Source organism: Mucilaginibacter terrigena (genome assembly GCF_004168255.1).
GTDB classification, from domain to species: domain Bacteria; phylum Bacteroidota; class Bacteroidia; order Sphingobacteriales; family Sphingobacteriaceae; genus Mucilaginibacter; species Mucilaginibacter terrigena.
In genome coordinates this window covers 146870-169976 of record NZ_SEWG01000007.1, presented here as the reverse complement: position 1 = coordinate 169976, position 23107 = coordinate 146870, and the positions used below count along the sequence as shown (strand labels likewise).

Genomic DNA, 23107 nt, shown 5'->3' with positions numbered 1-23107 from the left:
ATAATATCTACTACAAACAACATAAATAATTTGTTTTTGTATAATTTAATATTTTATAATTTATGAAATATCTACCTGTTAGCGAACAGTTATTTACAATTAATAGAAAAAATTTCGTTTCGAGAATAAAATCCAACTCAATTGCTATATTTCACTCAAATGATGAATTTCCGAGAAATGGTGATCAATCGTTCATTTTTAAGCAAAATCCCGATTTTTACTACCTCACAGGTATAGATCAGGAGCAAAGTATCCTGCTATTGTACCCCGATTGTCCTAATCAGCAATACAAAGAAGTACTTTTTTTAAGACAAACCAACGAACATATAGCTGTTTGGGAAGGACACAAGTATACCAAAGAAGAGGCACGCGCGGCATCGGGCATTCAGCAAATTTACTGGCTGCACGAATACGACGGCATTTTACACAGCATAATAAATTATGCCGATAATATATATATCAATACCAACGAAAACGACCGTTACGTGCATACTGTGCCCTATCGCGACCTGAGGTTACTGGAAACCCTTCGCCAAAAGTATCCGCTGCACCATTACGAACGGTCGGCACCGGTACTGCGCGACCTGCGTGTGGTAAAATCAGAAATTGAGATAGCGCTTACCCAAAAAGCATGTGATATTACCAGGGATGCATTTACGCGCGTACTAAAATTTGTACAGCCCGGCGTAACCGAGTATGAGATTGAAGCCGAAATAACGCACGAATTTTTGCGCCAGCGCGCAACCGGCCATGCCTATAGCCCTATAATAGCGTCAGGAAAAAATGCTATTGTTTTGCATTATATTGATAACAACCAGGTTTGTAAGGATGGCGACGTAATACTGTTTGACTGGGCTGCCGAATACGCCAACTACAATGCCGATATGAGCCGCTCTATCCCGGTGAACGGGCGCTTTACCAAACGCCAGCGCGATGTATACGATGCCGTACTGCGTGTACTGCGCGCCGCTACTAAAATGATAGTGGCCGGCACCGTATGGAACGATTACCACGACGAGGTAGGAAATATAATGACCGGTGAACTGATTGACCTGGGATTATTAAAAAAACACGAGGTTGATAAGCAGGACCCCAAAGCCCCGTTATATAAAAAGTATTTTATGCACGGCACATCGCACCATTTGGGTTTGGATGTGCACGATTACGCAAGCCGCTACAAACCGTTTGAAGTTGGTAACATCTTAACCTGCGAGCCGGGCATTTATATCCCCGAAGAAGGATTGGGCATCCGTTTAGAAAACAATATCCTGATCACTAAAGATGGCAACCGCGATTTGATGGCCCATATCCCTATTGAGGCAGAGGAGATTGAAGAATTGATGAATTAGAAGCGAAGCCCCCCCCCGCCCTGAAGGAGGAGTAGAATTTTATATTAGTTAAAAAGGCGAAACGTCCGATACGTTTCGCCTTTTGCTTTTCAAAAGCTCCCCCTTCAGGGGGCGGGGGGGGCTGCGTATGTTTCTGCGAATTGATATATATTAAATGTATCCTCCTTTAAGGCCTTGGCAATATCCTGCTGTAGTTTTTGCTTATCAATCCCTGCCATTTTATTTTGCTGGATGATGTTGTAAACTTTTTGGGTGAGCAGCAGTTCGCGGCGGGTGTTGTTTGTTTTGGGGTTGGACAATATAAAGCTTGTTACAGCATCTATCCCCTCGTTTTTGGAAGCGACGGTTTTAAATATGGGCAGCTTGCCATCTTTACTTTGCTGTAATATTTTTTTAAGGTTGTTGATAAATAGTTCCGCGCCGTCCCTGTCGGCCTTGTTAATAATAAAGGCGTCGGCAATTTCCATCAGGCCCGATTTAATGTTCTGGATCTCGTCGCCTGCCTCGGGTACCAACATTACAAAAGTAATATCGGCAAGGCCTGCAATCTCTACTTCCGACTGCCCCACGCCAACCGTTTCTACAATGATATTGTCAAAGCCCGATGCCTTAAGCACATCTGTCATTTCAATAGTTTTTGCAGATAGCCCGCCCAGCGACCCCCGCGTCGCCAGCGACCTGATAAAAACATCCGGATGGTTAAAGTGCGATGCCATGCGGATCCTGTCGCCCAGCAACGCCCCGAAATTAAATGGCGAGGTTGGGTCTATAGCCAGCACAGCTACTTTTTTACCTCCCTGTACCAGGTTATTAATGATGGCATTTACCAGCGTGCTTTTGCCCGCGCCCGGCGGGCCTGTTATACCTATAACAGGTGTTTGTGTATTAAAGGTAAGGCCTTTTAAAAGTTGAGCAGCGCCGGCAAGGTTATTTTCAACAACGGTTAGCGCACGCGCAACCGATCTGAAATCGGTGCAATGGGGTTTAATATGTTGCGTGGTAACGGCCATTTTCTGCGGCTATAAAGAAACAAAAATACGTGATAATTAATCATGGCATAATAATATTAAATGAGCAGGCTTAGATAATTATATTTGCAGCAATATTTAGTTGTACCAATATGAAAGTTTCGGGCTTCACGTTTATCCGTAATGCATTCAAAAACGACTACCCCATTGTAGAGGCTATAACATCTATACTGCCAATATGCGATGAGTTTATTGTGGCGCTTGGCGATAGCGAAGATGAAACCGAAAAGCTGATAAACGATATCGGTTCGCCAAAAATAAGGATGATCCGCACCGTTTGGGATACCGATATACGCGATGGGGGCAAGGTTTTTGCCGACGAAACAGATAAAGCGTTTAATGCCATCTCGGATGATAGCGACTGGGCTTTTTACATACAGGGCGATGAAGTGGTACACGAAAAATACCTGCCGGTAATAAAAAAGGAGATGGAAGACAACCTTGCCGATAACAAGGTAGAGGGGCTGCTTTTTAAATACCTGCATTTTTATGGGTCATATGATTTTTACGGGCACTCGCGCAGGTGGTACCGCCGCGAGATCAGGATCTTAAGGAACAATAAAAACATTCGCTCGTACCGCGACGCGCAGGGGTTTAGGTGGGCAGATAACCATAAAATAGGGGTAAAACTGATAGATGCCTATATTTATCATTATGGATGGGTGAAACCACCCGCAGGCTTAAAAAACAAAGTGCGCAACTTTAACCGGTTTTATCATGATGATGCATGGTTGGAACAAAACCTGCCCGAAACTTTTGAGTTTGATTATAAAAATGCCGACCGTTTATTGCCTTTTACAGGCGAACACCCGGCGGTAATGAAAAAGCGCATAGCCGCCACCAACTGGAAAATAGAGGTAGATGCCGAAGAACTGCGAAAAAAAATGAACTTTAGAAGAAAGCTGCTGCAAAAAATTGAAGACCTTACCGGCTGGCGGGTTAGCGAATACAGGAATTATAAAATTGTAAAATAGTATAAGCACTTACATGGCAGAACGTAATTTCACTATAGCCCTTTTAATATCAACTTACAACTGGCCCGGTGCGCTCGAACTGGTATTTTTAAGCGTATTGCAGCAAACGCAAATGCCAGATGAGATCTTAATAGCTGATGACGGATCGGGGGAGGATACCCGGCAACTGATAGACAGCTACCGCGAAAAATTTGACATCCCGGTTAAGCACGCCTGGCACGAGGATAATGGTTTCCGTAAAAGCGAGGTGTTGAATATGGCTGTTAAAATGGCCGAGACCGATTACATTATAGAGATTGACGGTGATATTGTTTTAGACCGGCGCTTTATTGCCGACCATATTAAGCAGGCCCAAAAGGGCTTTTTTGTGCAGGGTAGCCGTGCTATGATCAGCGAAGTAAAAACTAACGAACTGATAAAGAATAAAGATGTTGATCTTAACCCTTTATCAGGAGGACTATACACACGGTTTAATTCGTACCGTATACCACCGCTTGCAAAGTTTTATGATACCAAGCCGCTCGATCCATTTAATGTAAAAGGGTGTAACCTGGCATTTTGGCGCGAGGATTATATTAAGGTAAATGGCTATTACAATAATTTTGAAGGGTGGGGCTGGGAGGATTATGAGTTTGCTGCCCGCCTTATCAACTCAGGAGTGTATAAAAAACGTGTGAAAATGGTGGCTATTATGTACCACCTGTTCCACAAGCAAAACTCGCGGTCCAGTTATCGCTCAAACGAGGTAATATACCGCCGCACCGTTGATGAAAAACTTACGTATTGCGATAGCGGCTATGCCGAAGTGTAAGCAAATCGGTATATAATATATAAGCTAATGGCATAAAGCAGCAGCTTTATTATTTTAAAGCGATTAAGGCGAAAGTGCTGCTGCCTGGTACCCCCCTCATAATTAAAACGCTCGCCAATCCCCTGCAAACGCCCGCGCGATAGATTACCAAGCAATATGCCGCTTTCATAAACATTGCGCAGCAGCATTACATATGCCGCTAACAGCGGCGATATTTTTTTGTGCTGCGGTGCACCCGTACAATGTTCACTATATATTCAATTATAATAGTGGTAATAAAGAAAAAGAAAACTGCCAGGTGCAGGCGCTGATGCATTGTACATACCAGTGTAATAACGGTAATTAATAACGTTTCGGGTGTGTTCAAAAAGTCGTACCAGCGGTAAGCTGGGTTGCGTTGCGCCAGGTAGCTGTTGCCTTTGCCATAACGGTAAAAGCGTAAAAAGTCGGTTTTGCCATTGCCCCACCATGGGTGTATAACCGCTGCGGCCGGCAGGCTATTATAATTCCGGAAATTATTTTTTTCTCTCACCCTTAAAAAAAACTCCACCTCTTCGCCGCCACCTGTTTTGGGATAAGCATCAGCAAAACGTACATTGCCAACAGCTTCGCGGTTCACCATAATGTTGGCGGTAGCGCCCCAGGCAAAGTCAGGTTTTTGCTGTGCTACGGTAAATATCCCCATCGAGCCATTGGCGCTTACCGCTTTGGCAAACAGAGTTGGTTCGGGTGGCATGTTTACCACGCCAATAAAACCTGTTTCATCGGGGCGCGCGGTTATGGCATTGTAGTAAACGGATAGGAGATCAGCAGGCACATCAATATCATCGTCCAGGAACAAGATCCAGTCGCCCTGGCCGGCTTCAATGCCCCGGTTCCGCGTTTCTGATGCCCCTTTATTAGTTTCGTTTATTAACAGAAAAACGGTTATGTTATCTATCAGGTTTAAAATAGCAGCATCAGGTTTTATCGATGGGTTATCTGCAACGAGATAAAATTTAATGGTATTAACAGGTCTGTACAGGTTAAGTATCGGCAGCAAGGTGGCCGGGTTTAATCTGAATGACGGTATAATAACATCTATGCTTACAGCCATGGTTGGTGTTTGGGCAAAAATACTTTAATTTTACAAACACTACTAATGGAGAATAACAAACAGAACCGGGTTACGGCACCACTTATCAGCATTATTATACCTGTGTTTAATTCGGCAGATGTGCTAAAAGATTGCCTGCTTTCTGTTATCGATCAGCAGGAAAAAAACCTGGAACTTATTGTTATTGACGGCGGCAGTACCGATGGCACACCCGCTATTTTAAAAGAGTTTGAAAAGTACATATCCTGCCTGGTAAGCGAGCCGGATAACGGCATTTACGACGCCATGAACAAGGGCACAAAAAAAGCCACCGGCAAATGGCTATACTTTATGGGCGCCGACGATAGGCTGCTGCCCGGCTTTAGCCAAATGGCCACCTTGCTTAAAGATGAAGATACTCTTTATTATGGCGATGTGGAATCTGACGGTGACATGCTGGAGGGCGCGTTTTCGGCATACCGACTGGCGAAGTACTGCCTTAACCATCAAACATTATTTTACCCGGCAAAGGTTTTTAGAACGTACAGCTACAGCAGCAGGTATAAGGTTTATGCAGATTATGCGCTTAACATTCAATGCTGGGGCGATAGCTCTATCAAAAAACAATATTACTCCATAAAAGTAGTTTGGTATAATTTAACAGGCTTTTCGGCTACAACCAGCGATGACCTGTTTAAGCGGGAAAAGCCACAACTGATAAAGCAAAGCATGGGCTGGTTAATGTACCTGCGCTTTTTATATAAGCGCCGCAAAGAACAAAGCAAGCCGGGAAGCAACTTTTATTAACCGTAAATGAAGATACTGTTTGATCATCAAAAGTTTTCGTTGCAGCGCTATGGGGGTATCTCCAGGTACTTTGCCGGTTTAAACGCGGGCTTAAATACCAGGCCGGGCATCAGCAGTAAAATATGCGGCCTATATTCCGAAAACGAGTATATAAAAGACCTGCACCTGCCATTTAACAATGCCGCTGGCAAATTTTTATTCCATGGGCACCGCAACCGCATAATACGATGGAACCGCCGTTTTTGCGAATGGAATTTGCGGCAGAACAACTTTGATATCTTTCATCCCACTTATTACGACCCATACTTTTTAAAGTATATTAAAAGGCCGTTTGTTGTTACCGTTCACGATATGATCCACGAATCCCTGCCGCAGTTATTCGGCGATGCAGCGGAGGTAATTGCCCAAAAGAAGCAGCTTATAGCAAGCGCGGATGCCATTATAGCCATATCGCAACATACCAAGCAGGATCTTATTAAATACTATCCGCATGCTGAACATAAAATAACGGTGGTGCATCATGGCTACATCCCTAACACGGCTTCAGCTGATGCCGGCTTAACCCTACCGGATAAGTATATCCTATTTGTAGGCGAGCGCTGGCATTATAAAAACTTTATATTTTTTGTTAAGGCGATAAGTAAGCTATTAAACCACGACAAAGAACTGCACCTGGTTTGCGCAGGCGGCGGGGCTTTTACAAATGCCGAAAAGGAGCTCTTTGCCGATTTAAATATCAGCAGCCAATGCCACCAGGTAAGCGCAACCGATAGCGAACTGAAACAAATGTACTGCCAGGCCCGGCTGTTTGCCTTCCCCTCGTTACAGGAGGGGTTCGGTTTCCCGCTTTTGGAAGCGTTTGCCAATAACTGCCCGGTGGTTTGCAGTAATACAACCTGCTTCCCGGAAGTGGCCGGCGATGCCGCCCTGTACTTCGACCCTGCGGATGAAGCATCCATATCTGCCGCTATAGAAAAGGTGCTATATGATGATGCTGCCCGCCAAAACCTTATCAGCAAAGGGCAGCAAAACCTGCAGACTTATACCTTTGATAAGTGTATTGATAATGCCATACAGGTTTACAGTACGTTATTAAAAAGCCTTTAGGTTTACATGGGCAATTTTATATAATTTTGTATCTTAATTTTTTAAATGAAAACTTACCTCCGGCTTTTATCGTTTGCAAGGCCTATTGAGAAATTCGCGATACCTTATATCATAACAACCATATTCTCTATCATATTCAGCACGCTTAACCTCGCTTTGCTGGCCCCGCTGCTGCAAACGCTTTTTAATAAAGACGGCGCTTATGTGGAACTTGGCAAAAAACCGGCCTTGCTCGACCTGATGGCCACTTTTAAATATTATGTGCAATACGCTACAAATACTTACGGTACCTGGGGCGCGCTCCAATTTGTGTGCGGTACCATTGTAGTATCGGCGTTGCTGGGCAACCTTTTTCGTTACCTGTCGCAGCGTACTATGGAAAACCTGCGTGTGCATACCCTTTTAAACCTGCGACGTACTTTATTTGATAACGTGATGAGCCTGCATATGGGTTTTTTTAGTAACGAGCGTAAAGGCGACATCATATCAAAGGTAGCATCAGATGTGCAGGTGGTACAGTTCTCGGTTACAGGGACCTTGCAGGTAGTGTTTAAAGAACCTTTAACATTGATAGCTTTTTTGGTACTGCTGTTCCTCATCTCGCCCAGCCTTACTTTGTATTCATTCCTGGTTATCCCGGTTTCGGCGTTTGTGATATCGCGTATTGTAAAACGGTTAAAGCAGCAGGCGATAGCCTCGCAGCAAACGTATGGCAACATGATCAGCTACCTCGACGAAGCACTATCGGGCATCAAGATTATCAAAGCATTTAACGCCACCGAGTTTATTAAAAAACGGTTCGACAGGGAAAATCAGAATTACTCGCGCATCACCAAATCAATGGCCCGCAGGCAGCAGCTTGCATCGCCCGTATCAGAGTTTTTTGGGGTGACTATGGTTGCCTGTATTGTTTTATACGGAGGGCACCTGGTGTTAAATAAAACCTCGGCATTGTCGCCGCCGGAGTTCGTTACTTTCATCGCGCTGTTCTCGCAGGTTATGCGCCCGGCCAAAGCCATTTCCGATTCGTTCAGCAGCATCCACTCGGGCATTGCCGCGGGCGAAAGGGTATTGAGCCTGATAGATGAAAAACCATTGGTGACCGACGCGCCGAACGCCATTGATATTGCTGGCTTTGATGATGCTATCCGTTTTGAAGATGTGTCATTTGCTTACCAGGAGAAACCGGTACTGTCGCATGTTAAGCTGGAAATCCCTAAAGGGAAGACCGTGGCATTGGTTGGGCCTTCGGGTGGTGGTAAATCAACCATGATGGACCTTATCCCCCGTTTTATGGATCCGCTGCAAGGACGCATTACAGTTGATGGGCACGATATTAAAGGCATAACTGCCAGGTCGTTAAGGAGCCTGATGGGTGTGGTAAACCAGGAGTCTGTTTTGTTTAACGATTCTATTTACAACAACATCTGTTTTGGTAAACCCGATGCCAAACCTGCCGATGTGGAGGCCGCGGCACGTATTGCCAATGCCCATAATTTTATCCTGGAAACAGAAAATGGCTATGATACCAACGTAGGCGACCGCGGGGCAAAACTATCCGGCGGACAAAGGCAGCGCATATGTATAGCACGCGCGGTGTTAAATAACCCGCCCATTATGCTGCTTGACGAGGCCACATCAGCACTGGATACCGAATCGGAAAAACTGGTGCAGGATGCACTAAACAACCTGATGAAAAACCGTACATCCTTAATTATAGCCCACCGTTTAAGTACAATCCAAAATGCGGATATCATTGTGGTGCTGGAGAGCGGAAGGGTAATTGAACAGGGCTCGCACCCGGAACTGATCAGCCATAACGGGTTATACCGCAAGCTTATCGATATGCAAACCTTCCAGGCGGATTGACCGGGCGTATCTAACTTTTAGCGTTAAGCTTATCCCGGATGTATTGCCAGTCGCGCAGAAGCAGTCCGTCGGGCATGCCCATCTTTCTTTCAGCTTTTTGTATCAGCCGCCGTGCTTTGCGCAGCAGGTAGCCCTCTTTTGGCAGTACAAGCGGGTTGATGTTAAATTTTGTTTTGGTAAATAAATGTACAAAGCTACCATCGGTGTAAAAGTGGTAACCCAGTTGGTCGGCTATGGCTTTTAAGGATGCTTCGTTATAAAAGGCGATGTGCTGCCCCGTTTCGGTCGCGAAATATGGCCAGTCGTCCACGCTGTTTATGGTGGCGGGCTGTAACTCAGTGCTGAAAATCAGATTGTCCGAAAACTCAAGCATTTGTTTTATCTGTGGCACCGGGTCGGGCAAATGCTCAAATACTTCGAAAGCCGTTACCGCTTCAAAATGGGTATTGGCGGGCAGGTCCTTCAGATCAAAATACTCCGCAAACAGGTTTTGGCAGTATTGGTCGGTATGGTAAAAATTAAAACCCTTATCGCGCATCAATCGTGTAAACAAGCCGTAACCACCGGCGTAGTCTAAAAAAATGCCTTTATAATTAAAGTTGGGTAGTAATATCCTGCTGATCTTATCGGTTAAATAAATATTACGATAAGGCAGGCCCACATCCAGCTTGGTTATGGCCGATGAGTAAGCCTCTTCCAGCCAGTATGGCTCTTCGGTTTGTATAAAACCGGTTTGGTTGCAGCGGTAATACTTTATATCATACTTGTTAAGTATCCGCGCTGTAAATAAATAGGTAGTGTCGCCGCCGGTTATCTTGCTTTGCATTTTTAAATATGCACTTTTTTGCACTTTTAAATAAACATCTTTGCAAATTGAAACAGCGGAACGCGTTAACAGTATGGCAATACCTATCATATTTTTTCATAACGGTAACTCTAAGTATTTAAAATACAGCCTTAAACAGGCCAAATATTTTAACCCGGATTCTATTGTTTATTTGCTGGGCGATAAACGGAATAACCGGTATGCTTTTGTTACCCATGTTTTGGCAAGCAAATACCAAAGCGCTGTAACCGCTTTTTCTGATGTATATGTACACCGCACCACCAATGGCGAGGTGTATGAGCTAAACTGCTTTTTGCGCTGGTTTTATATCGAGGCCTTTTGCCGCGAAAACAATATCGAAAGCTTTATATACCTCGATTCGGATGTATTGCTGTTTCAAAACGTAACCGAAATGGTATCCCTTTTTAAAGGTTGTTCTATCGCAAATACCTGCCCTGATATGGGTATGCCCGCCTTTACTTACTTTAAAAACCTTAATGCAATAAGCAGCTTTTGCAGGTACCTGATGCATGCCTATACTGACGAGGAAGCTACAAAAGAACTGGAGCACATCTACGAGCCTTTTGTTAATGATCCCGAACTGATGGGCGGTATATGCGATATGAGCCTTTTTCACCTTTACTTCCGCGATCATCCGAATGAGACCCTGAAGGTGGATCTTATCAATAACGAACTGGCCGTTGATGTATCCATCAACAACTCCGACGGCTATGAAATGGAGAACGGCCGGAAAAAGATCTATTGGCAAAATAACCTTCCTTATTGCAAGCAATTGCAAACGGGCCGGCTCATCAGGTTTGCAACCCTGCATTACCAGGGCGACGCCAAGTATTTAATGACCGAGCATTATAAAGGTGGGGGATATCTTTTCTGCCGCTTTTGGGAGTCAAGAAAACAGCGGTCGGCAAAAAAATAAAGCCGGATAACAATCCAGCATCAACTTAAAACCACAATATTTGCATATGAATAACCCGGCTACCGCTTCTTACCAAACATCATCGGCAGTTTTATTCATTATTTTTAACCGGCCCGATACTACTGAAAGGGTTTTTGCCCAAATAAGGCAAACCCGCCCCACCCGGTTGTACATTGCTGCCGATGGCCCGCGGGCCAATAAACCGGGAGAACAGCCGTTATGCGAACAGGCGCGAAATATTACAACACAAATTGATTGGCCATGCGAAGTGAAAACACTTTTCAGGGAAAGCAACATGGGTTGCAAAGAGGCGGTATCATCGGCCATTACCTGGTTTTTTGAGCAGGAGGAAGAAGGCATTATCCTGGAAGACGACTGCCTGCCGGCGAGCGATTTTTTTAGGTTTTGTGATACCATGCTGGAAAAATACCGGCACGATGAACGCATCAGGCACATTTGCGGGTGCAATCTGCAGCATGGCAAAAAATGGGGAGAAGACAGTTATTACTTCTCCAACCTGTCGCATGTATGGGGCTGGGCGGGCTGGCGAAGGGTTTGGAAAGATTATGATAAAGAACTAAGCAACTATCAACTGAGCGATGCCGGGCCGCAGCTTGCTAATATTTTTGAGGATAAATTTATTGTTGAGACCTGGGTAAGTATTTTTAAGCAGTTAAAGGCCGGGCTTATTGATACCTGGGATTACCAGTTAGGTTTTTTAAACTTCTTCAACAACGGCCTTGCGGTTATACCCAATGTAAACCTTATTACCAACATAGGCTTTGGCGAAAGCTCTACCCACACCCATGACATCAATAATAAAAATGCAAACCTGCCCGTGCAGGAACTCGGCGAGATCACGCATCCTTTATATGTTTTGCCTCAAAAGCAAGCCGATGTTTACACTTTAAATGATGATTTTAATATCGCTGCCCGCTGGAAAAAATACAATAAGCCAAAGTATAAAGCTAAACGCTGGTTTAAGCAGATTTTTAAATAGCAAAAACGCCACCCGTTAATCAACAGGTGGCGTTTTTAATTAATAGCAAATTCTTTTACTGGAACTTAAAGCCTAAGCCCAGTTGAAATACCTGGTTGCGGTAATCGGGTATCGCGCCGCTGTTCGATCGGTTTTTATCAAGGTCGATAGTGTACCTTCCGCGCAGCTCAACATTGCGGTTAAGATCGATACCTACGCCAATAACACCCGATAAATAGCTTTTGTCGCCGCGATCATTATAATCGCTTTCATACACCGTATTAAAACCATTATCGTAAATGTTTTTAGTTGATGTAAGAAAACTTAATTGCGGACCTACTACAAAGTTGAAACCCGGCACCAGCCTGAATTTGGCCAGCAAAGGGATATCGACATAATTGGTACGCTGCTTAAACTCGCCATCGGCTGTTTGTGCACGGTAACCTTTTTGCGAAAACAAAATTTCGGGCGCAAAGGATAAGGGGTAGGCAACAGGGATATCAAACGTAAGCCCTAAGTGCAAGCCCGCGATGGTGCTGGTGCTAAAGTCAGAGTTATAGGCATCAACAGTGTTTGAAAAGTTTACACCACCTGCTATCCCAACCTTAGGCCGGTAAAAATCATCGCCCCGCCTTTGGTACCTTTCCTGCACCGGGGGAGGGCGCCTTACTACCCTGCGCGGCGGGTAACGGCGGTCGTAACGCTGTGCACTTACTGTACCTGCCACGGTAAGCAGGCATATGGCCATAAACAGAATTTTTTTCATCGGTTTGTTTTATTTTATGGCAACCGATATTACAAGTTTCCCCATAATATTGTATGCCGGTTAATTTTATATCTTAATAGAGTGGAAATTTGCAGCAAGGTTTATTCGCGATTTTTTAATATTATCTTTTGTGGGTAAAACAATTAGCTAAAATTTAGATTTAAGCTACATTTGGATATAATGAAACAAAAAATCTACCGCTCCTTTTTCCTGCTTTTTATTGTTAGCTTTTTTGTACAAAGCAGTTTCGCGCAAAAAACAAGCTTTATTAAATCGTTAAGCGAACAAAACAACTGGGTTGATTCTGTTTATAAAAAGATGAGCCGGAAGGAACGTATAGGGCAGTTGTTTTACGTAAGGGCACATACCAATAAGGGCAAGGCCTATGAAGATTCTGTTGCCAAGGTGATACAGGACGAGCATATAGGCGGCCTGGTGTTTTTTCAGGGAGGGCCGGTAAGGCATGCCAACCTTATTAATGTTTATCAAAAGCTATCAAAAGTGCCCTTACTTATTGCCATGGATGGCGAGTGGGGCTTGGGCATGCGGTTAGATTCGTCGACATCATACCCCTACCAAATGACTTTAGGCGCCGTACAGGATAACACCCTTATTTACAAAATGGGGCAAATGGTAGCTTACGACTTTAAGCGGCTGGGCATGCACATTAATTTTGCGCCCGATATGGATGTAAATAACAATCCCAATAACCCGGTTATCAACTACCGGTCGTTTGGGGATAATAAGTACAATGTGGCCCGCAAAGGCATTGCCTATTTTACCGGGATGCAGGATGCCGGCCTAATTGTTTTTGCCAAGCACTTCCCCGGCCACGGCGATACCAATGTTGATTCGCACTTTGCTTTGCCGCTGCTGCCCTTCACCCGTGCGCGTTTAGATTCTTTGGAGGAGTATCCTTTCCGCGAGGCAATTGCCGCAGGCATAAGCGGTGTGATGATAGCCCATATGAACATCCCAGCCTTGGACACCACCAAAAACCTGCCATCAACATTATCAAGGCCTATAGTAACCGGCGAACTTAAGGATTCGCTTGGCTTTAAAGGCATAGTGGCTTCCGATGCGATGGAAATGCAGGGCGTGGTAAAAGATTTTCCGAACGGCGAGGCCGATGTAAGGGCGTTCCTGGCCGGGAACGATCTGATAGAACTATCCGTTAATTCGGTAAACGGCGCTAAGCTGATCAATAAAGCCATCCGTAAGAAAAAAATAACCAAAGAGGAATTTGAGGCGAAGGTGAAAAAGCTGCTTGCCGCTAAATACTGGGCCGGTTTAAGCAACTATAAGCCTGCTAACTCTGTGAACATCATAAAGGATATTAACCGCCCGGCCGCGGCCGAATTGTTCCAGCAGCTAAGCGATGCCGCGATAACCGTGCTGAAAGGAGATAGCCGCACCCTGCGGCAGGACCCGTTCAAAAAAACCGCTATAATCAGTATCGGGGTTGACAGGCCAACGGTTTTTCAACTGGAGCTATCTAAATGGTATGCCAACAGCATGATATTTTTAGTAGGTAAAAACACATCGCTTACGGATATGAACCGCATGCTGCAAACCTTAAAAGGTTTCGACCAGGTTTTTGTGAGCATCCATGATACCCGTACCCGCCCCGCAAGTAAGCTTGATTACAGCAGCGATGTTAAATACCTGATAGCCGCCCTGGCCGCAAGGCCAAATGTAGTAACCAGCGTATTTGCTAACCCCTACACCATAGCAGGCTTGCCCGGTATTGAAAAAAGCGCGGGCCTTATAGAAGGCTATCAAAAGGATGATGCCATGCAGCGCTCGGCAGTAAAAGTAATAACAGGTTTGATGAAGCCCAGGGGCAAGCTGCCGGTTAGCGTTAACACGTTTTTCCCTACGGGTACGGGAATGAGTTTTTAATTATTGTTGCAGTGCTGTCTTAAACGTGGCGTCATTGGTGTTTAAAACGCGGTAATAAGCGTTATTGCCCCATTTAAAACGGGCTGCATTGGCCTTTATCAATGTTTTAATAACCTCTTTTGACAACTGTAGGTCGGCATAATTTATCTCCTTTACCGTTTTTGAGGTGTAGGCTATAAAATTATTCAGGCCTTCGTCGCTGATATTGTATTGGTCGATAAAGTTATCGGCGGTAGCATATTTGTTCATCATAGGCTGCAACCGGTCAATTACATACGCGGTAAAAAGCTGGTTATCGGCAAGGTCCTCTATCAATTGTGTGTTTTGGGTGGTATCGGCAGGTACAAAAATGTCGGGCATGATGCCGCCCCGGCTAAAAACTTTACGGCCTTTAGTGGTATGATAAGCTGCTCCGCCCACAAATGCGCTATCACTTAAATTACTCCCTGCATTTAATAATTCGCCTTTACGTACGCGGTTGGCTAACTCGTTACGATAGCTGGCTACCCCATTCTTATATGATTTTTGTATCGAACGCCCCGAGGGGGTATAATACCTTGCCACGGTTAAATTGATAGCCGTGCCATCCCCAAACGGAAACTGCTGTTGTACCAAGCCCTTGCCAAACGACCGGCGGCCTACAATAGTGGCCCTGTCCAGGTCCTGCAGCGCGCCTGCAAGTATCTCACTCGCCGATGCCGAATATTCATCTATAATTACGGTAAGGTTACCCTTCTCGTAATTTCCCGAGTCTGTCGCAAAATAATCGGTTCGTGGTTCGTGGCTGCCCTGGGTGTACACTATCAGTTTGCCTTTTGGTAAAAACTCATCGGCCAGGGCTGTTGCCGTATTTAAATAGCCGCCACCATTTCCGCGAAGGTCAAGCACCAGCTTTTGCATACCATCAGCTTTCAATTTTTTTAGGGCCTCCTTAAAATCATTATCTGTGGTTGATGCAAACTTGCTTATTTTGATATATCCCGCACCGCTAACAGTGTAAGCGGCATCCAGGCTGCTTAGTATAACCCTGCCGCGTTTTATGGCAAAATCTTTAATGGGCCTGCCGCTTCTTGATATGCCCAGTACAATGCGGGTATCCTTTTCGCCCCTGAAGGTTTTGCTGATGCGTGTTACATTTAGTTTGGTGCCCGAAAATGGTTTCCCATCCACATTAATAACCCTGTCGCCGGTAACTACGCCTGCCTTTGCAGCGGGGCCATCGGCATTAACCTGGGTTATTATAAGCGTATCGCGCAGTAGTTGGTACTCTAAGCCGATGCCGTTAAAACCCCCTTCCAGCCGTTCGTTAATAGTACGGGCCTGTTGTGCCGGCAGGTAAACCGAGTGCGGGTCCAAATTTTGCAGCATATCATTTACCGTAACGCCCTCAACGCTATCGGTATTAACCGAATCGACGTATTTACTGTTCACCAGATATAAAACACGCGATATCTTATCAGGGCCGGAGAAGTTAAGGCCAAGCCTGCGCCCGCCCATATCGCCATCGGTGATAAATATGCCGATAGCTATGCCTATCAAAATTAATATTAATGTCCTGAAAATTATTCCCGCAGTTCTTTTCATCTATATGTTAGCCACGCAAATCTAATAATTAGCATCTATTGCTTATAATTTATATCACCGTCGTTGCTTTGATGTTTTTTATTCAATTTTGTTAAAATATTAGCCTCTCCTAAATCCTCTCCGAAGGAGAGGACTTTAAAATATATTTAGCACCCTCTCCTTCGGAGAGGGCCGGGGAGAGGCTAAATTTATATTTAAAATGGAAAGAAGCACCGAAACAGACTCTAAATACAACGGCCTGGAAAGCATGCCGTTGATAGAGCTCCTTCAAAATATCAATAACGAAGATAAAACCGTGCCATTAGCGGTGGAGAAAGCCCTGCCGCAGATAGAAGCGCTGGCAAAGATCACTACCGAACGTATGCGAAAAGGCGGCCGCTTATTTTACATAGGCGCGGGCACCAGCGGCAGGTTGGGCGTGGTTGATGCTTCGGAATGCCCTCCAACTTTTGGTGTTCCGTTCGATTGGGTGGTGGGTATCATCGCGGGCGGCGATACCGCCATACGCAAAGCTGTTGAATTTGCCGAAGATAATACCACACAGGCATGGAAAGACCTGCAAGAGTTTGATATCAACGAAAAGGATGTAGTGGTGGGCATAGCTGCATCGGGCACTACGCCCTATGTGATAGGCGGGTTAAAAACCGCTAATGAACATGGCATTGCCACGGGGTGCATTGTTTGTAACGCAGGCAGCCCGGTAGCCGCAACAGCGCAATACCCGGTAGAAGTAGTTACCGGCCCCGAGTTTGTTACAGGCAGTACCCGCATGAAAGCCGGTACCGCGCAAAAGCTGGTTTTAAATATGCTGAGCACAAGTGTAATGATACAACTGGGCAGGGTAAAGGGTAATAAAATGGTGGATATGCAGTTATCAAATGATAAGCTGATACAGCGCGGTACCAACATGGTAATGGCCGAAACCGGCCTCCCCGAAAGTGAAGCAGCCGCCCTATTGAAAGAGTATGGCAGCGTTAGAAAAGCAGTTGAAAGTTTAAAGAAATAAAAAAGAATTTTAAGCCTCCCCTGTTGGGGGAGGTTTGGAGGGGGCTTAATGCACGAAATAGAACCATATTACCGCTGGCGGGATGATTATGTAGCATCAGAGGATGAATTTTCGCCCTTTTATGCTACCCAGTATAACGAGTTTGAATTTGATAAGCAGATCTATAATTATTTGCTGCACCCACAGTGGGATTCTTTTGGCTCCAACACCCTGTACCTGAAAGTGCTGTATGTAGATTACGACCGAGGGTACAGCATCATCGAATTTATTGGCGAGTGGAACGATGCAATTAATAACGATATTATGCTGATGAAGCGCGAACTGTTAGACCTGATGGTTGACCAGGGCATCACCCAATTTATCCTTATTGGCGAGAATGTGCTTAACTTCCATTTTTCGGACGATAGCTACTACGAGGAGTGGTTCCAAGAAGTAGAGGATGGCTGGATAGCCGGTGTAAATTTCCAGGAGCATGTTATCCGCGAGTTTAAGAACGCCAATATCGATTACTACATCAACTTTGGCGGCCAGCTCGATGATTTGAACTGGCGCTCGCTAAAACCCTTGCAGGTATTTAAAAAAGTAGAAGAACAATTGCAGAAACGGTTAAACTAATTCATCCTATTGTAAGCTTTACAACCCTTACAACTTTTATAACCATTACAACGTTTTTACTATATTCGTACAAATAATTTCTAAAAAATAAATGGAAACTAAAACTACTGATTACGTTTATGAGAGCGTAAGCCATATTGAAAATGCTGAGGCATCCCGCAGGTTTATTGCGAATGTATTTGTTTGGATGTTTGCAGCGTTGGCTCTATCAGCCGCATGTGCATACTATTTTGCGTATAATAAAGACCTTTCATCTCTTATTCGTAATCCGGAAACAGGAGCCAATAATATCTGGGGAACGGTAGTTATGATTTCCCCGCTAATTATCGTATTCCTTTTCAGACCAGGACTAAATAGATTAAGTCTGATAGGCGTTGGCTTAATGTTTATGGTATTTTCAGCACTAATGGGTATCAGTCTAAGCTCTATATTTTACAATTACCCGCCGGAATTGATAGCAAGCGCGTTTGCAACATCGTCAATTGTATTCGGTGTTATGGCAGTTGGTGGTTACACCACGCAACAGGATCTTACCAAATTTGGTTCTATCCTGATCATGTTGCTGGTAGGGGGTTTAGTTGCTACATTCTTAAACCTGTTAGTTTTCCGCAGCAGCAGTTTCGACCTGCTGATAAGTTATTTATTTGTTGCGGTATTTGTAGGCCTAACCGCTTATGATGTGCAAAAGCTAAAACGCATTGGCGCAGGTATTGAATATGGCGATGCTGCCGGTAAAAAAACTGCCATTATGGGTGCGTTAACCCTTTATCTTGATTTTATTAACCTGTTTTTATTACTGCTGCGCATATTTGGCGGCAACAGGAGATAATCCAATATCCTAAGAAACTGAAAGCCGCTTGTTATCTACAGGCGGCTTTTTTTATTTGCTTAGATTTCGGCTAAAGCCGAGATTGTCATTTTTGTTATTCGTCCCATAAATGGACGGCAATGAACTCGACTTAAAATTGAATCATTGCCGTCGGTTTTAACCGACGGATAGCCAGGCAGGTCATTTTGGCTTCAGCCAAACTTGGTGTAATTTATACGCTTGCACTTTACAACATTATTATTCATATTTGTAACGCTTATGGAGAAAGACGGAGGGATTAGACCCTGCGATGTCTTAGCAACCTGTTACTTAACAAGGTGCTACATTCTACTCCGGTTAAAAGAATAACCGGGGACAGATAAGTGAAAGTCAATTTAACACCCGACTTTTCGAAATAAGTTTTTTTAGTATCATGTAATTAGTATCAAGTATCAAGACTTTTTTCTTGTGCCGGATATTATGCTCACGTATCGGGGTTTCGGTACTTGATACTTGATACTTGATACTCGCTACTTGATACCGAACAATGGATATTAGAAAAGAACTACAAAAGCGCATATTGGTTATTGACGGGGCTATGGGTACCATGATCCAACGGTATGAGCTCACCGAGGAGGATTTCCGTGGGGAGCGTTTCCGTGACCATGCATCTGATCTTAAAGGCAATAACGACCTGCTGAACATTACCCGACCGGATGTGATCAAAGCTATCCATGCCGAGTACCTGGATGCAGGGGCGGATATCATCGAGACCAATACCTTCAGCACGCAACGCATATCCCTGGCCGATTATCACCTCGAAGAACTTGATTACGAACTAAGCTATGAAGGTGCCCGTATTGCCCGCGAAGTAGCCGACGAATATACCAAACGCAACTCATCAAAACCCCGGTTTGTAGCTGGCGCTGTTGGTCCTACAAACCGTACCGCCTCATTATCGCCCGATGTAAACGACCCCGGTTATCGCGCCGTTACCTTTGATGACCTGGCCGATGCCTATTACGAGCAGGTACGAGGGTTGGTTGATGGAGGCTCGGACCTGCTATTGGTCGAAACCATATTTGATACCCTGAACGCTAAAGCGGCATTGTTTGCTATTCAACGCTACAAGGAGGAATGCAAGGCTGATGGTAAAGATTATCCTGCGTTCCGCGATACAGGCGGCATTATGATTTCGGGCACCATTACCGATGCATCTGGCCGTACACTATCGGGGCAAACGGTTGAAGCTTTCTGGAACTCTATCAGTCACGCCAACCTGCTATCCGTAGGTTTAAACTGTGCTTTGGGCGCAAAGGAAATGAGGCCGCACTTAGAGGAGCTTTCTGACAAGGCGGGTGTATTTATCTCCGCCTATCCAAACGCCGGTTTACCGAATGAATTTGGCGCTTACGACGAAACCCCGCACGAAACAGCCCACCAGGTTGATGATTTTATAAAAGCCGGGCTGGTAAATATTGTTGGTGGTTGTTGCGGCACTACCCCCGAACATATCAAATGCATTGCCGATAAGGCCGCAAAATATCCCCCAAGGCAACTGCCAGAAATTGAGCCTTATTTACGCTTAAGCGGACTGGAAGCCGTAACCCTTACCCCCGAAACAAACTTTGTAAACATAGGCGAGCGTACCAACATTACCGGGTCGCCAAAATTCTCTAAACTCATCCTTGCCGAAGATTACGAGGCTGCCCTTACCGTTGCCTTGCAGCAGGTAGAAGGTGGCGCGCAGGTTATCGACATTAACATGGATGAGGGTATGATCGACTCGGAAGCGGTGATGGTGAAATTCCTGAACCTGGTTGCCAGCGAGCCGGATATTGCCAAGCTGCCCATCATGATAGACTCGTCTAAATGGACGGTTATTGAAGCAGGTTTGAAATGTTTGCAGGGGAAAGGCATCGTAAACTCTATCTCGCTGAAAGAGGGTGAAGAAAAATTTAAAGAATACGCCCGTAAGATATTAAGCTACGGTGCTGCCGCCGTAGTAATGGCATTTGACGAAACCGGCCAGGCCGATTCACTGGAACGCCGTAAAGAGATCTGTGGCCGCTGTTATAGAATATTGGTTGATGAAGTGGGTTTTCCGCCGCAGGATATCATCTTCGATCCGAATATTTTGACCGTAGCCACGGGGTTGGAAGAACACAACAACTACGCGGTAGACTTTATTGAGGCTACCCGCTGGATAAAACAAAACCTGCCCTACGCTAAAGTAAGCGGCGGGGTAAGTAATATATCGTTCTCGTTCCGTGGTAATAACGTGGTGCGCGAGGCCATGCACTCGGCTTTCCTGTACCATGCTATTAAAGCCGGGCTGGACATGGGCATTGTAAACGCCGGGATGCTGGAGGTTTACCAGGAGATCCCCAAAAACCTGCTGGAACTGGTTGAAGATGTTTTGCTGAACCGTCGAGACGACGCCACCGAGCGCCTGGTTGAGTTTGCCGATACCATCAAAAGTAAAGGGAAAGAGATAGTACGGGACGAGGCATGGCGTAATGGGCCGGTGGAAGAACGTTTATCACACGCATTGGTTAAAGGTATTATTGAATACCTGGATGATGATGTGGAAGAAGCCCGCCAAAAATTTGCCAAACCTTTAGAAGTAATTGAAGGCCCGCTGATGGACGGCATGAACGTAGTAGGCGACCTGTTTGGCGCCGGTAAAATGTTTTTGCCGCAGGTGGTAAAATCGGCCCGTGTAATGAAAAAGGCGGTGGCTTATCTGTTGCCATTTATCGAACTGGAAAAACAGCGTGTAATTGATGCGGGTGAAGACAGCAGCGGAAGCCGCGCCAATGCAGGCAAGGTTTTAATGGCCACCGTAAAAGGTGATGTGCACGACATTGGTAAAAACATAGTTGGCGTGGTACTGGCGTGTAACAACTTCGAGGTGATAGACCTTGGAGTGATGGTGCCCGCCCAAAAAATAATTGAAGAAGCTAAAAAGCACGAAGTTGATATTATAGGCCTAAGCGGTTTAATTACTCCCTCGCTTGACGAAATGGTGCATTTTGCCAAAGAGATGGAACGCGAAGGTTTTACCATTCCGCTAATTATTGGCGGGGCAACAACCTCGCGCATCCACGCGGCGGTAAAAGTTGCGCCTCATTATTCTGGAGGTGCCATACATGTTTTGGATGCATCGCGTAGCGTAACCGTTTGCAGCAGCCTGATGAACCGCGATACCCGCGACGGTTACATACAAGGCATAAAAGACGAATACACCAAAGCCCGCGAGGCACATGCTAACAAAAAAAGCGATAAGCGTTTTGTAAGTATTGAGCAGGCCCGCGAACAAAAATTCCAGATAAATTTAGATACTGTTGCGCCTGCGCCAACATTTACGGGCACAAAGGTTTTTGAAGCATTCCCGCTGGAAGAACTGGTGCCGTATATCGACTGGACACCATTTTTCCATACCTGGGAACTGCGCGGCAGCTATCCAAAGATCTTCGCCGATAAATTTGTGGGCGACGAAGCTAAAAAGCTTTTTGACGATGCGCAGGCATTAATGAAAAAGATAGTAGACGAAAAGTTATTGCGTGCTAATGGCGTTATCGGTTTTTGGCCGGCCAACAGCGTAGGCGACGATATCGAATTATATACCGATGATACCCGCCAGCATTTGCTTGCGCGGATCCACACGCTTCGCCAGCAGAACGAAAAGGTTAAAGGTGAGCCGTATTATGCGCTGTCGGACTTCATCGCACCAAAAGATAGCGGCGTGGCCGATTACTTTGGCGGCTTTGCCGTAACATCGGGTATCGGCTGCGACGAACTGGTGGCAGGTTTTGAGGCAGACCATGATGATTACAACAGCATTATGGCCAAGGCAATTGCCGACCGCTTTGCCGAGGCCTTCGCCGAAAAAATGCACGAGCTGGTACGCAAGGAATACTGGGGCTACTCAAAAGATGAGCACCTGGATACCGACGATCTGATCAAAGAGGAGTATCAGGGCATTCGCCCGGCGCCCGGTTACCCGGCCTGCCCGGATCACACCGAGAAACCAACGTTATTCGATTTGCTTAAAGCCGAAGACAATGCCCATATGCACCTTACCGAAAGCATGGCCATGACACCGGCAGCATCGGTTAGCGGGTTTTATTTCGCACACCCGCAGGCAAGGTATTTTGGATTAAATAAAATAAGTAAAGACCAGGTAGAGGATTACGCAGTACGTAAAAACTTATCGATTGATACGATTGAAAGATGGCTGGGGCCGAATTTGAATTATTAAAAAAGTATCAAGTAATTAGTATCAAGTATCAAGACCGCAGCATGCACAATTTTAAAGAATTAAAAGTATGGAGAGCAGGGATAGAAGTAAGCAAATCTATCTTTTCTATAACCAGAAATTTCCCGGGTGATGAGCGTTACGGATTGATATCTCAAATGACACGGGCTGCAGTTTCCATTCCTTCAAACATTGCAGAAGGTTGCGGACGCAAATCAAATAAAGAATTACACCAATTCTTGAATATTTCCTTGGGTTCAGCTTTGAACTCGAAACGCAATGTATAATAGCAAAAGAGTTCGGTTATATTGATGCTAAACAACTTGAAGACATTACTCAATTACTTACAGATATACAGAAGATGATACATGGCTTGCAAAAAAGCCTGAATAAATAATCAGGT

The 23107-nt window shown here is 45.1% G+C and carries 19 protein-coding genes, 1 pseudogene and 1 riboswitch; of the genes and pseudogenes, 14 read left to right on the top strand and 6 right to left on the bottom strand.

Features of this window, described 5'->3' with window-relative positions; translation table 11 throughout:
• Positions 1-62: 62 nt before the first annotated feature.
• The gene (locus EWM62_RS16800; RefSeq protein ID WP_129877835.1) at positions 63-1349 is read left to right on the top strand and encodes an aminopeptidase P family protein; all 1287 of its coding nucleotides are present in this window, start codon (positions 63-65) and stop codon (positions 1347-1349) included.
• A 104-nt stretch (positions 1350-1453) separates the two neighbouring features.
• On the opposite strand, the gene meaB is transcribed toward EWM62_RS16800, so the two are convergent.
• Positions 1454-2359 (bottom strand): methylmalonyl Co-A mutase-associated GTPase MeaB, encoded by a 906-nt coding sequence (gene meaB, locus EWM62_RS16795; protein ID WP_129877834.1) that lies wholly within the window; start codon positions 2357-2359, stop codon positions 1454-1456.
• Between the two features lie 110 nt (positions 2360-2469).
• Here meaB and EWM62_RS16790 point away from each other — a divergent pair, with 110 nt between their 5' ends.
• Both EWM62_RS16790 and EWM62_RS16785 read left to right on the top strand, forming a co-directional pair.
• Positions 2470-3351, top strand: coding sequence for a glycosyltransferase family protein (locus EWM62_RS16790; RefSeq protein WP_129877833.1), 882 nt, complete (start codon positions 2470-2472; stop codon positions 3349-3351).
• Positions 3352-3364: 13 nt separating this feature from the next.
• A complete protein-coding gene (locus tag EWM62_RS16785; RefSeq protein ID WP_129877832.1) occupies positions 3365-4162 on the top strand; it encodes a glycosyltransferase family 2 protein in 798 nt (265 codons plus the stop codon).
• Here the strand turns inward: EWM62_RS16785 and EWM62_RS19365 are convergent.
• Both EWM62_RS19365 and EWM62_RS16780 read right to left on the bottom strand, forming a co-directional pair.
• Positions 4147-4350 carry a hypothetical protein gene (locus EWM62_RS19365; RefSeq protein WP_162499862.1) on the bottom strand — a complete coding sequence of 68 codons (204 nt, stop codon included), beginning with the start codon at positions 4348-4350 and terminating at the stop codon, positions 4147-4149. The genes EWM62_RS16785 and EWM62_RS19365 overlap by 16 nt on opposite strands.
• Positions 4351-4361: 11 nt before the next feature.
• The gene (locus tag EWM62_RS16780) at positions 4362-5258 is read right to left on the bottom strand and encodes a glycosyltransferase family 2 protein (protein WP_129877831.1); all 897 of its coding nucleotides are present in this window, start codon (positions 5256-5258) and stop codon (positions 4362-4364) included.
• A gap of 45 nt (positions 5259-5303) precedes the next feature.
• On the opposite strand from EWM62_RS16780, the gene EWM62_RS16775 reads away from it, so the two are divergent.
• The 3 genes from EWM62_RS16775 to EWM62_RS16765 are packed head-to-tail and all read left to right on the top strand — an operon-like array spanning position 5304 to position 9020.
• Complete coding sequence (locus EWM62_RS16775) at positions 5304-6044, top strand: glycosyltransferase family 2 protein (protein ID WP_129877830.1); 741 nt, start codon at positions 5304-5306, stop codon at positions 6042-6044.
• 6 nt (positions 6045-6050) lie between these two features.
• Complete coding sequence (locus EWM62_RS16770; RefSeq protein ID WP_129877829.1) at positions 6051-7151, top strand: glycosyltransferase family 4 protein; 1101 nt, start codon at positions 6051-6053, stop codon at positions 7149-7151.
• A gap of 45 nt (positions 7152-7196) precedes the next feature.
• Positions 7197-9020 (top strand): ABC transporter ATP-binding protein, encoded by a 1824-nt coding sequence (locus EWM62_RS16765; RefSeq protein ID WP_129877828.1) that lies wholly within the window; start codon positions 7197-7199, stop codon positions 9018-9020.
• 10 nt (positions 9021-9030) lie between these two features.
• Here the strand turns inward: EWM62_RS16765 and EWM62_RS16760 are convergent, their stop codons facing one another.
• The gene (locus EWM62_RS16760; protein WP_162499861.1) at positions 9031-9846 is read right to left on the bottom strand and encodes a class I SAM-dependent methyltransferase; all 816 of its coding nucleotides are present in this window, start codon (positions 9844-9846) and stop codon (positions 9031-9033) included.
• A 73-nt stretch (positions 9847-9919) separates the two neighbouring features.
• Here EWM62_RS16760 and EWM62_RS16755 point away from each other — a divergent pair, with 73 nt between their 5' ends.
• Positions 9920-10783: a hypothetical protein gene (locus tag EWM62_RS16755; RefSeq protein WP_129877826.1), complete on the top strand. Its 864-nt coding sequence runs from the start codon at positions 9920-9922 to the stop codon at positions 10781-10783.
• Between the two features lie 46 nt (positions 10784-10829).
• On the top strand, positions 10830-11783 hold the full coding sequence (locus tag EWM62_RS16750) for a nucleotide-diphospho-sugar transferase (protein ID WP_129877825.1): 954 nt from the start codon (positions 10830-10832) through the stop codon (positions 11781-11783).
• 55 nt (positions 11784-11838) lie between these two features.
• Here EWM62_RS16750 and EWM62_RS16745 read toward each other — a convergent pair whose 3' ends face one another.
• Positions 11839-12528, bottom strand: a complete 690-nt coding sequence (locus EWM62_RS16745) for a porin family protein (RefSeq protein ID WP_238989378.1) — start codon at positions 12526-12528, stop codon at positions 11839-11841.
• Positions 12529-12708: 180 nt separating this feature from the next.
• Between EWM62_RS16745 and EWM62_RS16740 the strand changes: the two genes are divergently transcribed.
• Positions 12709-14430 carry a glycoside hydrolase family 3 protein gene (locus tag EWM62_RS16740; protein ID WP_129877824.1) on the top strand — a complete coding sequence of 574 codons (1722 nt, stop codon included), beginning with the start codon at positions 12709-12711 and terminating at the stop codon, positions 14428-14430.
• Here the strand turns inward: EWM62_RS16740 and EWM62_RS16735 are convergent, their stop codons facing one another.
• Complete coding sequence (locus EWM62_RS16735) at positions 14431-16014, bottom strand: S41 family peptidase (RefSeq protein WP_129877823.1); 1584 nt, start codon at positions 16012-16014, stop codon at positions 14431-14433.
• Between the two features lie 199 nt (positions 16015-16213).
• On the opposite strand from EWM62_RS16735, the gene murQ reads away from it, so the two are divergent.
• The 5 genes and pseudogenes from murQ to EWM62_RS19610 all read left to right on the top strand — a co-directional run bounded on the left by murQ (position 16214) and on the right by EWM62_RS19610 (position 23101).
• Positions 16214-17020, top strand: a complete 807-nt coding sequence (murQ, locus tag EWM62_RS16730; protein ID WP_129877822.1) for an N-acetylmuramic acid 6-phosphate etherase — start codon at positions 16214-16216, stop codon at positions 17018-17020.
• 48 nt (positions 17021-17068) lie between these two features.
• Positions 17069-17635 carry a hypothetical protein gene (locus EWM62_RS16725; protein ID WP_129877821.1) on the top strand — a complete coding sequence of 189 codons (567 nt, stop codon included), beginning with the start codon at positions 17069-17071 and terminating at the stop codon, positions 17633-17635.
• Between the two features lie 91 nt (positions 17636-17726).
• Complete coding sequence (locus EWM62_RS16720; protein ID WP_129877820.1) at positions 17727-18464, top strand: Bax inhibitor-1/YccA family protein; 738 nt, start codon at positions 17727-17729, stop codon at positions 18462-18464.
• Between the two features lie 253 nt (positions 18465-18717).
• Positions 18718-18829: riboswitch (SAM riboswitch) on the top strand.
• 161 nt (positions 18830-18990) lie between these two features.
• Positions 18991-22707 (top strand): methionine synthase, encoded by a 3717-nt coding sequence (gene metH / locus EWM62_RS16715; protein ID WP_129877819.1) that lies wholly within the window; start codon positions 18991-18993, stop codon positions 22705-22707.
• A pseudogene (locus EWM62_RS19610) lies at positions 22680-23101 on the top strand (four helix bundle protein). Before metH ends, EWM62_RS19610 begins: the two are co-directional and overlap by 28 nt.
• Positions 23102-23107: the final 6 nt, after the last annotated feature.